16 protein-coding genes, 1 tRNA gene and 1 other RNA gene are annotated in these 14,008 nt (G+C 69.1%); 12 read left to right on the top strand and 6 right to left on the bottom strand.

The features are described 5' to 3' along the window. Positions 1-31: 31 nt before the first annotated feature. Positions 32-1,675 (bottom strand): CTP synthase, encoded by a 1,644-nt coding sequence (locus tag CJ301_RS13915; RefSeq protein ID WP_099277990.1) that lies wholly within the window; start codon positions 1,673-1,675, stop codon positions 32-34. A 175-nt stretch (positions 1,676-1,850) separates the two neighbouring features. Continuing rightward, a complete protein-coding gene (gene secG, locus CJ301_RS13910) occupies positions 1,851-2,210 on the bottom strand; it encodes a preprotein translocase subunit SecG (protein ID WP_099277989.1) in 360 nt (119 codons plus the stop codon). Between the two features lie 162 nt (positions 2,211-2,372). On the opposite strand from secG, the gene CJ301_RS13905 reads away from it, so the two are divergent. Both CJ301_RS13905 and CJ301_RS13900 read left to right on the top strand, forming a co-directional pair. Beyond that, positions 2,373-3,665 (top strand): adenylosuccinate synthase, encoded by a 1,293-nt coding sequence (locus tag CJ301_RS13905; RefSeq protein WP_099277988.1) that lies wholly within the window; start codon positions 2,373-2,375, stop codon positions 3,663-3,665. A gap of 4 nt (positions 3,666-3,669) precedes the next feature. Then, on the top strand, positions 3,670-3,906 hold the full coding sequence (locus CJ301_RS13900) for a DUF2842 domain-containing protein (RefSeq protein ID WP_099277987.1): 237 nt from the start codon (positions 3,670-3,672) through the stop codon (positions 3,904-3,906). Between the two features lie 77 nt (positions 3,907-3,983). On the opposite strand, the gene CJ301_RS13895 is transcribed toward CJ301_RS13900, so the two are convergent. Continuing rightward, positions 3,984-6,302, bottom strand: coding sequence for a hypothetical protein (locus CJ301_RS13895; protein ID WP_437438421.1), 2,319 nt, complete (start codon positions 6,300-6,302; stop codon positions 3,984-3,986). A gap of 143 nt (positions 6,303-6,445) precedes the next feature. Between CJ301_RS13895 and CJ301_RS13890 the strand changes: the two genes are divergently transcribed. The 5 genes from CJ301_RS13890 (at position 6,446) to CJ301_RS13870 (ending at position 9,984) form a co-directional block, all read left to right on the top strand. Next, positions 6,446-7,117 (top strand): thiamine diphosphokinase, encoded by a 672-nt coding sequence (locus tag CJ301_RS13890; RefSeq protein WP_437438420.1) that lies wholly within the window; start codon positions 6,446-6,448, stop codon positions 7,115-7,117. Positions 7,118-7,211: 94 nt separating this feature from the next. Beyond that, positions 7,212-8,369 carry a 3,4-dihydroxy-2-butanone-4-phosphate synthase gene (ribB, locus tag CJ301_RS13885; RefSeq protein WP_099277984.1) on the top strand — a complete coding sequence of 386 codons (1,158 nt, stop codon included), beginning with the start codon at positions 7,212-7,214 and terminating at the stop codon, positions 8,367-8,369. After that, positions 8,369-8,890 (top strand): 6,7-dimethyl-8-ribityllumazine synthase, encoded by a 522-nt coding sequence (locus CJ301_RS13880; RefSeq protein ID WP_099278017.1) that lies wholly within the window; start codon positions 8,369-8,371, stop codon positions 8,888-8,890. The genes ribB and CJ301_RS13880 overlap by 1 nt, the downstream gene beginning before the upstream one ends. Next, entirely contained in the window at positions 8,890-9,357 is a 468-nt protein-coding gene (nusB, locus tag CJ301_RS13875) for a transcription antitermination factor NusB (RefSeq protein WP_099277983.1), read from the top strand. Before CJ301_RS13880 ends, nusB begins: the two co-directional genes overlap by 1 nt. Before the next feature lie 69 nt (positions 9,358-9,426). Next, positions 9,427-9,984 carry a GNAT family N-acetyltransferase gene (locus CJ301_RS13870; RefSeq protein WP_099277982.1) on the top strand — a complete coding sequence of 186 codons (558 nt, stop codon included), beginning with the start codon at positions 9,427-9,429 and terminating at the stop codon, positions 9,982-9,984. Positions 9,985-9,998: 14 nt separating this feature from the next. Here CJ301_RS13870 and ssrS read toward each other — a convergent pair. Then, positions 9,999-10,156: non-coding RNA, 6S RNA (gene ssrS, locus CJ301_RS19395), on the bottom strand. Positions 10,157-10,255: 99 nt separating this feature from the next. On the opposite strand from ssrS, the gene CJ301_RS13865 reads away from it, so the two are divergent. Then, positions 10,256-10,792 carry an MmcB family DNA repair protein gene (locus tag CJ301_RS13865; protein ID WP_099278016.1) on the top strand — a complete coding sequence of 179 codons (537 nt, stop codon included), beginning with the start codon at positions 10,256-10,258 and terminating at the stop codon, positions 10,790-10,792. Here the strand turns inward: CJ301_RS13865 and CJ301_RS13860 are convergent. After that, the gene (locus CJ301_RS13860) at positions 10,773-10,970 is read right to left on the bottom strand and encodes a DUF6324 family protein (protein ID WP_099277981.1); all 198 of its coding nucleotides are present in this window, start codon (positions 10,968-10,970) and stop codon (positions 10,773-10,775) included. The two genes, CJ301_RS13865 and CJ301_RS13860, sit on opposite strands and share 20 nt — an antisense overlap. 138 nt (positions 10,971-11,108) lie before the next feature. Between CJ301_RS13860 and CJ301_RS13855 the strand changes: the two genes are divergently transcribed. Continuing rightward, positions 11,109-11,185: transfer RNA gene (locus CJ301_RS13855), tRNA-His, on the top strand. A 108-nt stretch (positions 11,186-11,293) separates the two neighbouring features. After that, on the top strand, positions 11,294-11,539 hold the full coding sequence (locus CJ301_RS13850) for a YrhK family protein (protein ID WP_099277980.1): 246 nt from the start codon (positions 11,294-11,296) through the stop codon (positions 11,537-11,539). A 4-nt stretch (positions 11,540-11,543) separates the two neighbouring features. On the opposite strand, the gene CJ301_RS13845 is transcribed toward CJ301_RS13850, so the two are convergent. Continuing rightward, entirely contained in the window at positions 11,544-11,846 is a 303-nt protein-coding gene (locus CJ301_RS13845; RefSeq protein ID WP_099277979.1) for a DUF6476 family protein, read from the bottom strand. On the opposite strand from CJ301_RS13845, the gene CJ301_RS13840 reads away from it, so the two are divergent. Both CJ301_RS13840 and rpoH read left to right on the top strand, forming a co-directional pair. Continuing rightward, the gene (locus CJ301_RS13840) at positions 11,845-12,867 is read left to right on the top strand and encodes an RluA family pseudouridine synthase (RefSeq protein WP_099277978.1); all 1,023 of its coding nucleotides are present in this window, start codon (positions 11,845-11,847) and stop codon (positions 12,865-12,867) included. The two genes, CJ301_RS13845 and CJ301_RS13840, sit on opposite strands and share 2 nt — an antisense overlap. Positions 12,868-13,033: 166 nt before the next feature. Further along, positions 13,034-13,933, top strand: coding sequence for an RNA polymerase sigma factor RpoH (gene rpoH, locus CJ301_RS13835; protein WP_099277977.1), 900 nt, complete (start codon positions 13,034-13,036; stop codon positions 13,931-13,933). Positions 13,934-14,008: the final 75 nt, after the last annotated feature.

The raw sequence follows: 14,008 nt of genomic DNA, 5'->3' as shown, positions 1-14,008 counted from the left end.
GGTGGTTGCCGCCGGCAACCACCTTGTTCTTCTACACCAGCCGCGAGGTTTCCACGGCGGCGCGCACGAAATCGGCAAAGAGCGGATGCGGCGCGAAGGGCTTCGATTTCAGCTCGGGGTGGAACTGCACGCCGATGAACCAGGGGTGATCCTTCCACTCGACGATCTCGGGCAGGCGGCCATCGGGCGACATGCCCGAAAAGCACAGCCCCTTGTCCTCGAGCGCTTCGCGATACTTGGTGTCGACCTCGTAGCGGTGACGATGCCGCTCCTCGATCCGGCTGGCGCCGTAGACCTCGGCCACCTTCGAGCCTTCGACCAGCGCCGCCGTATAGGCGCCGAGCCGCATGGTGCCGCCCTTGTCGTCGGTCACCGTGCGTTCGACCACGTGGTTGCCCTGGACCCATTCCTTGAGATGGTAGACCACCGGCTCGAAGCGGCGCTTGCCCGCCTCGTGGTCGAACTCCTCGGAGCCGGCGGTCTTGAAGCCCGCGACGTTGCGCGCGGCCTCGATCACCGCCAGCTGCATGCCAAGGCAGATGCCGAGATAGGGGATGCCGCGCTCGCGCGCGAATTGCGCGGTCTTGATCTTGCCCTCGGTGCCGCGCTCGCCGAAGCCGCCGGGCACGAGGATGGCGTGGTAGCCTTCGAGATAGGGGGCCGGGTCCTCGCGGTCGAAGACCTCGCTGTCGACCCATTCGACCTTGACCCGGACCTTGTTGGCCATGCCGCCATGGGTCAGCGCCTCCTTGATCGACTTGTAGGCGTCTTCGAGCTGCACGTATTTGCCGACGATGGCGACGCGGACCTCGCCCTCGGCATGGGTCAGACGCTCGTTCACGTCGTGCCAGCGCGCGAGGTTGGGCTTGGGGGCGGGCGCGATGCCGAAGGCATCGAGCACGGCCTGGTCGAGCCCTTCGCGGTGATAGGCCAGCGGCGCCTCGTAGATCGACTTCAGGTCATAGGCCGCGATCACGCTCTCCTTGCGCACGTTGCAGAAGAGACCGATCTTCTCGCGCTCCTTTTCCGGGATCGGATGCTCCGAGCGGCAGACCAGCACGTCGGGCGCGATGCCGATCGAGCGCAGCTCCTTGACCGAGTGCTGCGTCGGCTTGGTCTTCAGCTCGCCCGAGGCCGCCACATAGGGCAGCAGGGTGAGATGCATGAAGATGCACTGGCCGCGCGGCCGCTCCTGCGCGAATTGCCGGATCGCCTCGAAGAAGGGCAGGCCTTCGATGTCGCCCACCGTGCCGCCGATCTCGCAAAGCTGGAAATCGACCTCGTCGGCGCCGACCGAGAGGAAGTCCTTGATCTCGTTGGTGACGTGCGGAATGACCTGGATCGTCTTGCCCAAGTAATCGCCGCGGCGCTCCTTCTCCAGCACGTTGGAATAGATCCGGCCCGAGGAAACGCTGTCGGTGCGCCGCGCCGCGACGCCGGTGAAGCGCTCGTAATGGCCAAGGTCGAGATCGGTCTCGGCGCCGTCATCGGTGACGAAGACCTCGCCATGCTCGAACGGGCTCATCGTGCCGGGATCGACGTTGAGATAGGGGTCGAGCTTGCGCAGCCGCACCGTGTAGCCGCGCGCCTGCAAAAGCGCGCCCAGCGCCGCCGAGGCCAGTCCCTTGCCGAGCGAGGAGACAACGCCGCCGGTGATGAAGATGTAACGCGCCATGGTCGGAAGTACCCCGTGATCGTCGAATCAGTATCGAATGGAAGACTGCCGCGAAACGTGGGTTTCGCGGCATCACGGGATTTGAGGATATCCGGATTCGGCCCGTGACCGCAACCGGGGACGCAAGATCATGTGGCCGAAATCGGCCGACGCCCAGTGGTTGTGGATAAGCCGATCAGTCGGCCAGCGGCACGACCGGGCCGTCACCGGCCGAGGGCGGCAGCAGGCTGTCGCCCAGATCGGTCGCGGGCGCGCCTTCCTCGGTCGCCGTGCCGCCGGTCAGCCGGTCGAGCACCGAGCCGCCCGCCGAGTTCTCGGCGGCGATGATCGTCAGCGCGATCGAGGTGACGATGAAGGCCGCGGCGAGGCCCCAGGTGACCTTGCCCAGCGCGGTCGCGGCCGCGCGGCCCGACATCACGCCGCCACCGCCGCCGCCGCCCATGCCGAGGCCGCCGCCTTCGGACCGCTGCAGCAGCACCACGCCGATCAGCGCCAATGCGAGGATCAGGTGGACGATCAGGACGACGTTTTCCATGCGGACCTCTGCGTAGGGCGGGTGGGTGCGGAACGCGCCGTATCTAGAAGAGGGTGGCCCCTGTCGCAACCCCGAAGTAGGCGCGCGGCCAGTTTGCGGTTTCGCGAAGGCGCGCGTGGCGCTATAGCGACGCCGGATTGAAAGACCAAAGAGGGCACGTCCATGGCGAATGTGGTGGTCGTCGGCACCCAGTGGGGCGACGAAGGCAAGGGCAAGATCGTGGACTGGCTGTCCGAACGCGCCGACGTGATCGCGCGGTTTCAGGGCGGGCACAACGCCGGCCACACGCTGGTCGTGGAGGGCGAGGTCTACAAGCTGCACGCGCTGCCCTCGGGCGTGGTGCGCGGCGGCAAGCTCTCGGTGATCGGCAACGGTGTCGTGCTCGACCCGTGGCATCTTCTGAACGAGATCGAGACGGTGCGGGCGCAGGGCGTGGAAATCACGCCTAAGACGCTGATGATCGCCGAGAACACGCCGCTCATCCTGCCGTTCCACGGCGAGCTCGACCGCGCGCGCGAGGGCCTCAGCACGGTGGCCAAGATCGGCACCACCGGCCGCGGCATCGGCCCGGCCTATGAGGACAAGGTCGGCCGCCGCGCGATCCGCGTGGCCGATCTGGCCGACGACGCGACGCTGGAGCTTCGGGTCGACCGGGCGCTGGTGCATCACAACGCGCTGCGCGCGGGGCTCGGGCTCGAGGCGATCGACCGCGACGCGGTGATCGCCAAGCTGCGCGAGATCGCGCCCGAGATCCTGAAATACGCGGCCCCCGTCTGGAAGGTGCTGACCGAGCGCCGCCGCGCCGGCGAGCGCATCCTGTTCGAGGGCGCGCAGGGCGCGCTTCTCGACATCGATTTCGGCACCTATCCCTTCGTGACCTCCTCGAACGTCATCGCGGGGCAGGCCGCCACCGGCACCGGCCTCGGCCCGAACGCCATCGATTTCGTGCTTGGCATCGTCAAGGCCTACACCACCCGCGTCGGCGAAGGCCCGTTCCCGACCGAGCTCGACGATGATGACGGCCAGCGGCTCGGCGAGCGCGGCCACGAATTCGGCACCACCACGGGGCGCAAGCGCCGCTGCGGCTGGTTCGACGCCTGCCTCGTGCGCCAGACCTGCGCCACCTCGGGCGTGTCGGGCATCTCGCTGACCAAGCTCGACGTGCTCGACGGCTTCGAGACGCTGAAGATCTGCACCGGCTACGAGCTCGACGGCGAGCATTACGACTACCTGCCCACCGCCGCCGACCGGCAGGCGCGCTGCACGCCGATCTACGAGGAAATGCCCGGCTGGCAGGAATCGACCGCCGGCGCGCGCAGCTGGGCCGATCTGCCGGCGCAGGCGATCAAGTACATCCGTCGCATCGAGGAGCTGATCCAGTGCCCGGTGGCCATGGTCTCGACCAGCCCCGAGCGCGAGGACACGATTCTCGTCACCGATCCCTTCTCGGACTGACCGCATGGCGCGCAAGCTTTCGATGAAGGCCCGGCGGCGGCTGTCGCTTCTGATCCTGCTGGTCGGCCTGCCGGGCTACATCGTCGTGGCGATCACGCTGGTCGGAATGATCGAGCGGCCCTCGATCCTCGTCGAGCTGGCGATCTATGTCGGCCTCGGCCTCGTCTGGGCGCTGCCCTTCCGCCGGATCTTCCTCGGTGTCGGCAAGGCCGACCCGGAGGAGGAGCGCGACGAGCGCTGAAGCCTCCGGCTCATGGATGCACGAAAAAGGGCGGTGCCGCGTGGCACCGCCCTTTTTCATGGGATTTGGCGCGCGGCTCAGCCGGCGCGGCGTTCGGGGTTGAAGCGGCTCGATCCGGCCACGGCGAAGCGGCCGCTGCGCACCCGCTTGAGCATGCCCTGCCGCAGCAGCGTGCCGAAGCTGCGCAGCCCGTCCTCGCGGCTGATCGGCTCGGGCGAAACCTCGCGGACCCGCTCCATCAGCTGCGGGCGCGAGAAATCCTCGGCCCCTTCGACAAAGGCGGTATAGGCCGCGGCGGCCTCCAGCAGATCGCCCAGTTCCTGCGCGCCCATCCTTTCGGCAAAGGCGCTGAAGCTCTCGGAGGCGGCGGGCACGGCCTCGGCGCGGCGGGGGGCTGCCTCCTCGGTCGCAGCCGTCGCGGCGGGCTGTGCCTGCTCCTCGGCCGGTGCTTCGGAGGTGGCGACGGCGACGCGGCGGGGGCGCACCGGCACGCTGCGGCTCCGGGCGGGCTCGTCGGCGAGATCGACCCGCTGCGAGGCGACGAGCTTGAGCGGGGCGGGGCGGGGCCGCTCGGCGCGGGGCTGCGTTGCGCCGTCCTGCTCGGTCTCGGGGGTCGGCAGGACGGGGCGGCGCGGGCGGACGGCCTGGCGCAGATCGTCGCGGAAGGCCTCCTCGGTCGCCTCGCGGGGCGCGACCTCGCCGAGCTGGCGCGCGGCCTCGGTGGCGGCGACGGCGGCTTTCATCTGCGAGATCGACTCGCGCCGCCGGCCCGATTCGGGGTCGTCCATCCGCGCGGCGGTGGCCGAGAGGATGCGCGACATGTCGGCCTCGTCGGTGCCCAGCGCCTGCCCGGCCTGCTGCGCCGCCCCGGTGGTCTCTTCGGGGGCCTCCCCGGTGGCCTCCTCGGTGGCCTCCGACGGCTGCGCCGCGCTGGTGCGCCGCTCTTGCGGGGCCTGCGAGTCTTCGGTCTCGTGCTGCTGGTCTTGCTGCTGCGGGGGCTTGAATTCGAACTCCGCCGGCATTTCGGCCTCGGTCTGCGCTTCGGCCTGCCAGTCGAGGTGGGTTTCGGTCTCGGCCCCAGCCTCGGTCGTTTCCTCAGGCTCGACCTCGTCGGCCTCCTCCGCCTGCGCGGTCTCCGGCTCCGCCTGCGCGGCGCGCGGCGGCTCGGCTTCGGCCGGGGTTTCGTCGTGCTGGCTCATCTCGCGCTGCGCCGGGCCGTCCTGCTCGAAGCCCATTTCGCGCTCGAGCGCCGCAAGCTCCGCGAGCAGGGCGCGTTCGGCCTCTTCCGACAGTTCCGCATCGGTGGGCGCGGCGGAGGCTGCGTCCGCCGCCTCGGTCTCCTCCTGGCGCGACAGGGCGTCGAGGATGGCGGCATCCGTCCCGTCGCGGGCCTCGGGCGCTGCCGCCCCGGCCTCGCTTTCGGCTACGCTTTCGGCACCGGCACCGGTCCGGGCCGTGTCGCGCACCGGCTCGGCTTCGGTCGGTTCGGCCTCGTCGGGGGCCGTCGCGCCGGATTGCGTCTCGATCATCCGGTGCGCTTCGCCCCGCGCGACGGCGCGGTCGAAATCGGCCTTGCGCATCCGCACCACGCGGGCCCGCGGCGGATGCGCCGGGGCGGTGGCCTCCTGCGTATCCGCCGGCTTGGCGGTTTCGGCGGGCCTTGCGCGGGGTTCGGGGGCGGCTTCGACAGGCTTCGAATCTGCCGTATCGCCCGTGGGCCGCGCCTGCTGTTTGGCTTCCGCCTTCGGCGCCGTGTCGAACATGCCGGCGGCCGGGCGCGCGGCGGCGGGGGCGATGTCCTCCTCCTCGTCCTCGGTGGCAAAGCTCGCCTGACGGCCGACCACGGCGCGGATGCGCTGCAGCTTGGCCGCGACGCTGTCGGGGTCCTGCGGCGGGCGCTGCCGGGTGCCGGGGGGCGCCGGTTGCGGCGCGGGGGCCTCCGCGACGGGCTGCTGCGGCGGCTGGGGGCGGGCGGGCTCGCGAGCGGGCTCGGGAGCTTCCTCCGCCTGCGCTTCGGGACGGGGAGCTGCGGCCTGTTCCGGTTCCGGTTCGGGCTCCGGCTCGGGCGCGGGCTCCGGGGCGGCTGCCGGGGCGGCGACCGGCGCCGCCTGTGGCGCGGGCTGCGCCACGGGGGGCAGCGCCTCGCCGGTACGCAGCATGATGCCGCTGCCTTCGGTGCGCGCCTCGACCCGGCGCGACACCTCGCGCTCGGCGATGCGCGCCAGCATCTCGGCATCCGGCGTCGGCGGCTCGGCGCCGAAATAGCGGTCGTCCGAGGCCAGATCGCGGAAATACTCTGCGATGGCCTTCATCGTGTCGAACGAGTCGTCGAACCCCTCCAGCGTGCAGGAGAAGGTCCCGTAGGACACCGTGAGTATCTTGCTTGATCCAACCATCTGAGTGCTCGCTTTCTACCCTGTTCCATCCGATGTAGCAGCGAATGGGTTTGAATCAGGATCACGACATGGGTGGTCGTGGGATGATTTCGTGGCAAAACCGCGGCGAACCGTTCGGTTCACCGGGATGATGGAGGATGCCCATGACGATTGTCCAGTGCGACGGGCCGGTCACGCTCTTGGGGGGCGGGGCGCTGGGTGAGGGCGATCTGGCGCTCGCGCTGGGGCGCGCGCCCTGCCTTGTCGCGGCCGATGGCGGCGCGCGCCATGCTCTGGCCGCGGGGCACGCGCCGCGCGCGGTGATCGGCGACATGGACAGCCTCGGCGAGGCCGCCCGCCTCTATGCCGGGCGGCTGCACGAGATCGCCGAGCAGGACAGCACCGATTTCGACAAGGCGCTGCGCAATATCGACGCGCCGCTGGTGCTCGCCGTGGGCTTTACCGGCGGGCGGCTCGATCACGAGCTGGCCGCCTTTCATGTCCTTGCCGCGCGGCCCGATCGGCGCTGCCTGCTGATCGGCGCCGAAAGCCTCGTCTTTCTCTGCCCGCCCGAGATCGTGCTCGATCTTGCGCCCGGCACGCCGTTTTCGCTGTTTCCCATGGGCGCGCTGCGCTGTGCCTCGCAGGGGCTGCGCTGGGCCACCGACGGCCTCGTCTTCTCGCCCGCCGCGCGCATCGGCACCTCGAACGAGGTGACGGGGCCGGTCACGCTGCGCCCCGAGGCGCCCTTGATGCTCGCCATTGCGCCGCGCGCGGCGCTGGATGCCGTGATCACCGGGCTCATGGCCGCAAAGCGGGCATGGCCGCCGCGCTGAGCCGCAGCATGCCCCGGCGCAAGCTCGTCCCCGCGCGGCCCTTGCGGGCTTTGCAAAACCGCCCCCAGCCGTTATCTGCAGCTGCATCCCCGCCATGGCCCCAAATCGTCAGGAATCGCCAGTGACCGACAGCTTCGAGACCCCCGGCCAAGTCGAACGCGACTGGTCCGACGCGATCAGCCCGATCGAAGAGATCATCGCCGATGCGCGCAACGGCCGCATGTTCATCCTCGTCGATCACGAGGACCGCGAGAACGAGGGCGACCTGGTGATCCCGGCGCAGATGGCGACGCCCGACGCGATCAACTTCATGGCCACGCATGGCCGCGGGCTGATCTGCCTGTCGCTGCCGCGCGACCGGATCGACGCGCTGGGCCTGCCGCTGATGTCGACCAACAACTCCTCGCGCCACGAGACCGCCTTCACCGTCTCGATCGAGGCGCGCGAGGGCGTCTCGACCGGCATCTCGGCGCAGGACCGCGCGCTCACCGTCGCCGTCGCCATCGACGCCTCCAAGACCGCCGCCGACATCGCCACGCCGGGCCATGTCTTTCCCTTGCGCGCGCGCGAGGGCGGGGTTCTGGTGCGCGCGGGTCATACCGAGGCCGCGGTCGACATCTCGCGGCTGGCGGGGCTCAACCCCTCGGGCGTGATCTGCGAGATCATGAAGGAGGACGGGACCATGGCCCGTCTGCCCGACCTCGTGGCCTTCGCGCAGAAGCACGCGCTCAAGATCGGCACGATCAGCGACCTGATCGCCTATCGCCGCCGCCACGACAACCTCGTGAAGCTGCGCGACGAGCAGCAGATCGAGAGCGAGTTCGGCGGCGACTGGACCTTGCGCATCTATACCGACACCACGCAGGGCGCCGAGCATATCGCGCTGATCAAGGGCGACATCTCGGGCGATGCGCCGGTGCTGACGCGGATGCACACGCTCGACCCGATGCTCGACATCGTCGGCACCGGCCCCAAGGGCCGCGCCGCCGAATTCGGCGATGCGATGCAGGCCATCGCCGATGAGGGGCGCGGCGTGCTGGTGCTGTTGCGCGACCTGCACATGAAGCTCGCCACCACCGAGGAACATTCGCCGCATGTGCTGCGCCAATACGGGCTCGGCGCGCAGATCCTCTCGGCGCTCGGCCTGTCGAAGATCGTGCTGCTGACCAATTCCCCCAAACCCCGCGTGGTCGGGCTCGACGCCTACGGGCTCGAGATCACCGACACGCGCAAGATCTCGGAGATCGGATGATGGCCGGCCCCACCCACCACGCGCTCGCGCGTCCCGAATTCGACGAGGGCCCGAAGATCCTCATCGTCGTCGCCCCCTATTACAAGGACATCGCCGACGGCCTCGTCGCCGGTGCCATGGCCGAGATCGAGGCGGTGGGCGGCAGCTACGAGGTCGTCGAGATGCCCGGCGCGCTGGAGCTGCCTTCGGCGATCGGCATCGCCGCGCGGATGGGCGAGTATGACGGCTTCGTCGCACTGGGCTGCGTGATCCGGGGCGAGACCACGCATTACGACACGGTCTGCAACGACAGCTCGCGCGGGCTGACGCTTCTGGGGCTGCAGGGGCTGTGCATCGGCAATGGCATCCTGACGGTCGAGAATTACGATCAGGCGGCGGTGCGCGCCGACCCGCAGGGGCAGAACAAGGGCGGCGGCGCGGCCGCGGCGGCGCTGCATCTCGTGGCGCTGTCGCGCAAGCTCAAGCAGCAGGGCAAGAGCAAGGGCCTCGGCTTTACCGCCGACCGGCTGGGAGAGGGCTGATGGCCGAATCGAACACCCAGAAGCGGCGGATGCGCTCCGCCTCGCGCATGTATGCGGTGCAGGCGCTGTTCCAGATGGAAGCCTCCGAGCAGAGCGTCGACCGCGTGATGCGCGAATTCGAGACGCACCGCTTCGGCGCGACCTACGAGGAAGGCGAATGGGAGGAGGGCGATCTTGCCACCTTCCGCGGCCTGATGGAGGGCGCGGTCGAGGAGCAGGCCAAGATCGACCAGATGACGCATCGCGCGCTGGTCGCCAAATGGCCGATCGCCCGGATCGACCCGACGCTGCGGGCGCTGTTCCGCGCGGCGGGGGCGGAGTTCCTCGGCAAGGTGACGCCGCCCAAGGTGGTGATCGTCGAGTTCGTGGAGATCGCCAAGGCGTTCTATCCCGACGGGCGCGAGCCGAAATTCGTCAACGCGGTGCTCGACCACATGGCGCGCGAGGCGCGGCCCGAGGCGTTCTGAACAGCGCGGCGACAGGTGGATGAAAGGGGCGTGGCGCGGGCCGCGCCCTTTTTGCAAAGGAGGCGCCGCATGACCGACGAGACCGACCCCGACCCGTCCGAAGAGGCGCCGCTTCTCACCACGGCGCGGCTGCGGCTGCGCGCGCGGGTGCCCGGCGATGCCGCCGAGCTGTTCGCGGAGATGTCGGACCCGAAGGTCATGGCCTGGTGGTCGCGCGCGCCCTTCGGCTCCGAATCCGAGCTGCGCGCGCGATTTGCCACGCGGGCCGAGGGGCGGCGCGCCTGGGCGATCACCCGGCCCGGCGAGGACCGCGCGATCGGCTTTGTCGTCGCGGGCGAAAGGCCGCAGGGCGGCGTTTCCGAGATCGGCTACCTGCTGGCCCGGCACGCGCAGGGGCAGGGGCTCGCGCAGGAGGCGGTCGCACGCGTCGTGGATCATCTCTTTGCGCAAGGGCAGCGGCGCATCTGCGCCGATTGCGACCCCGAGAACGCCGCCTCGATCGCGCTGCTGGAGCGGCTCGGCTTTCGGCGCGAGGGCCGGCTTCGGGCCGAATGGCACACCCATATGGGCCTGCGCGATTCGCTCATCTACGGGCTGCTCGCCACGGACCGGGCCGGCCGGGCCTGAAAGGAAGGAAAGTGGCGGGAACCGCAGCGACCGTAGGGGTGAGAATTCCCGGGGACCTGTGTATACAGGTGGGCGCCAGGTAAACGAACCAGGGTCCGCACAGAGCCAGCTCCCGTGGAATTGCTTAAGGCCACTGGAATTTGACCCCTTGGCACGAGAAGAGCAGAACCCGCCGGCACCACATCTAGGATCGCGCCCCGGGCGTGACAAGGGGCCGCGCCCGGGCTTTCGCGGCTTGCGGCGTGTTTCCGATATGTTCATCATGCCGCCCATGCCGGATGATTGGGACGACTGGGAAGAGGGGGAGCGCCGCGCGGTGCTGCTGCCCGATGACGCGCTCTCGGCCGAGGCGCTGTCGCGGCCGCGCGCGGCGCCAAGGCCGGGCGAGATGCTGGCGCGCGGCGTCTGCCGCCATCTGCTGGGCCACGGCTTCGTCACGGTCGAGGAATTCGTGCCCGCCTCGGGGCTGCGCGTCGACGTGATGGCGCTCGGTCCCAAGGGCGAGATCTGGATCATCGAGTGCAAGTCGAGCCGCGCGGATTTCACCTCCGACCATAAGTGGCAGGGCTATCTCGACTATTGCGACCGCTACTTCTGGGCGGTGGACGATGCTTTCCCGCTCGATCTTCTGCCAGAGGAGACCGGCGTCATCATCGCCGACGGCTACGACGCCGAGATCGTCACCATGGCGCCCGAGACGAAGCTGTCGGGCGCGCGGCGCAAGGTGATGCTGCAGAAATTCGCGCGCCATGCCGCCCTGCGCTGGCACAAGGCGCGCGATCCTGCGATCAACCTTTCTTCGGCTTGACCGCGCGCGCGGCGCGCGCCGCGGCCATGATCTCCTCGGCGATGTCATCCGCCTCGTCGGGGTCGAAATCCATCGGGATCTCGGTCGCGCCCGCTTCGATGAACAGACGCACCATGCCGTGATCGGTCGGCCCGATCTGCAGGTTCGCCTCGATGTCGCGTTCGGTGTCGATGCCCATGTCGCCTCCTGTGCAAGCTGGCCTGTCCCTAGCGCCGGGGCGGGCGTCGGGCAAGACGGACGACCTCGCGGAAGCATGGCAAAACCCGGGGCAGGGGGGTTGCAATCCCCTCCCGCTGGGTCTAATTCCCGCGCCAGTGCCGCCTTAGCTCAGTTGGTTAGAGCGCTGGATTGTGGATCCAGAGGTCCCCTGTTCAAGCCAGGGAGGCGGTACCACCTCTCCTCCCTTTGCCCCCATCGTGCATTTGCTCGGCCCTTGGCCCGGCGCGCCGTTGCCCTATCTGGGCCGCCGCGAGCGAATGTTGCAGGGGAACGGGGGCCGAGATGATACACCCGGTCATCAGGACGGTGGTGCAAAAGTACGAGTGGATTCACCTCTCGCTCGGCCTGTTCGGCAACGTGGCCTTTCTGGTGGGGAGCGTGTTCTTCCTGCCGATGTTCGAGGGGAAGAGCCCGAGCTGGACCGGGATGGACTGGAAGACGCTGGGCGTCTGGCTCTTCATCACCGGCGCGTTCTTCATGTTCATCGGCGCCTTGGGCAACCTGCTGGTCAAGCTCTGCGAGCGCTGAGCGCTCACTCGATCGCCATCTCCTGGCGCAGGCTGCCGTCGCGCCCGAAGATCAGCACGCGGTCATCGGTGGTCACCACCGCGATCCAGTCCTTGCCTTGGGTGAAGGCCATGGGGTCGGCCCCCTCGGGCAGGACAAGGCTTTCGGGCAGCGGCAGGGCGGGGGCCGCATCGAAGCGGATGACAATCGCCGCGATCAGCACTAGGAAACCCGCGATCATCACGCCCGCCAGAGCGATCACCAGCCATTTGAGCCATTTCAGCTCGGGCGGGATCATGACCGGGCCGTCTGTCTCGGGAGCCTGCATGGCCGATCTCTCCACTGTCGTCCGTTTCACCATCGCCGAAGATCCGCCGGCGCGTCTTGATAAGGCGCTGGCCCGCGATGTGCCAGAGGCGGCCACGCTGTCGCGCTCGCGCATCGCGAAGCTCCTGGCCGAGGGCGCGGTGCGCGTGGATGGTGCGGTGGCGACCGACGCCAAGGCGGCCATCGCCGAAGGTGCACGGATCGAGATCACCGTGCCGCAGGCCGCCGAGAGCCATATCGGCGCGCAGGAGATCCCGCTCGACGTGGTCTGGGAGGATCACGACCTCATCGTCATCGACAAGCCCGCGGGCATGGTCGTCCACCCCGCCCCCGGAAGCCCCGACGGCACGCTGGTGAACGCGCTGATCCATCATTGCGGCGAGGATCTCTCGGGCGTGGGCGGCGCCAAGCGCCCCGGCATCGTGCACCGGATCGACAAGGACACCTCCGGCCTTCTGGTCGTGGCCAAGACCGACCGCGCGCATCAGGGGCTGGCGCTGCAATTCGAGAAACACTCGGCCGAGCGGCATTACCTCGCGCTGTGCCACGGCGTGCCCGATCCCAACGACCCGCGCCTGCGCGGCGTGAAGGGGGCGAGCTTCGAGACCGGCTCTGTGCTCAGGATCCAGACCCTGCTGGGCCGCCACCGCACCGACCGGCAGCGGCAGGCGGTGAGCTTCGATCAGGGCCGTCACGCGGTGACGCGCGCCAAGCTGGTCGAGGCCTTCGCCGCCTCGGCGCTGGTCGAATGCCGGCTGGAGACGGGGCGCACGCACCAGATCCGGGTGCATATGTCGCATGTGGGCCATGCGCTGATCGGCGATCCGGTCTATGGCGGGCGGCGCAAGATGTCGGAAAAGACCCATAGCGCAAAGGCGGTGGCGCTGGCGGCGGGCTTCGGGCGGCAGGCGCTGCACGCGGCCTCGCTCGGCTTCACCCATCCCGCGACCGGCGAAAAGCTGCGCTTCGAGAGCCCCTTGCCCGCCGACATGGCGGAACTCCTGGCCGCGCTTCGGGGTTGAAGGGGCGTAACGAAATTCACATATGATCGAGCCGCTCGCGTGCTCTCTCGTATCGGGGAGGCGGAGGGTTCATCATTGCACAAGCATGTTGCGATAGGGGCGCTTGCCCGGCAGGCGCCGAACCCGTATCGCTGAGCGTCCAAGAGACATCCGAAAGGAGGGGCCCATGGCAGAGACCTATACGAATCTTCCCGCCCCGTCGCCGGAGCAGGGGCTGAACCGTTACCTGCAGGAAATCCGCAAGTTCCCGATGCTGGAGCCCGAGCAGGAATACATGCTGGCCAAGCGCTGGGTCGATCACGAGGATGCGGGTGCCGCGCACCAGCTCGTCACCTCGCATCTGCGGCTCGCCGCCAAGATCGCCATGGGCTATCGCGGCTACGGCCTGCCGCAGGCCGAGGTCATCTCCGAGGCCAATGTCGGCCTGATGCAGGCGGTCAAGAAGTTCGACCCCGAAAAGGGCTTCCGCCTCGCCACCTACGCGATGTGGTGGATCCGCGCCTCGATCCAGGAATACGTGCTGCGCTCTTGGTCGATGGTCAAGCTCGGCACCACCTCGGGCCAGAAGAAGCTGTTCTTCAACCTGCGCAAGGCCAAGGCCCGGCTCGGCGCGCTGGAGGAGGGCGACCTGCGGCCCGAGAACGTCAAGCAGATCGCCACCGATCTGGGCGTGACCGAGGACGAGGTCGTCTCGATGAACCGGCGCATGTCGGGCGGCGACGCCTCGCTCAACGCCATGGTCGGCTCGGATGCCGACAGCGCCACCCAGTGGCAGGACTGGCTCGAAGACGACAGCGCCGACCAGGCCACCGATTACGAGGAGCGCGACGAGCTCGACGCGCGGCGCGAGCTGATGGCCGAGGCGATGGGCGTGCTCAACGACCGCGAACGCGACATCCTCGTGCAGCGGCGGCTGCAGGACGAGGCGGTGACGCTTGAGGAATTGTCCGGCCAGTACGAGGTGAGCCGCGAGCGGATCCGCCAGATCGAGGTGCGCGCCTTCGAGAAGCTGCAAAAGCGGATGCAGGAGCTGGCGCGCGAGCGCGGCATGCTCGAAAACGCCTGAGCGTTGCACTCCGGCCCGCGATGATTACCCTTCCCCGCAAACGGGGAGGGGTTTTTTCTTTCCCGCAGCGAGGGA

The sequence above is a fragment of the Limimaricola cinnabarinus genome, assembly GCF_002723615.1.
GTDB classification, from domain to species: domain Bacteria; phylum Pseudomonadota; class Alphaproteobacteria; order Rhodobacterales; family Rhodobacteraceae; genus Limimaricola; species Limimaricola cinnabarinus_B.
The sequence above is the reverse complement of the archived record's forward strand: the minus strand, read 5'-3'. Positions and strand labels throughout refer to the sequence as shown.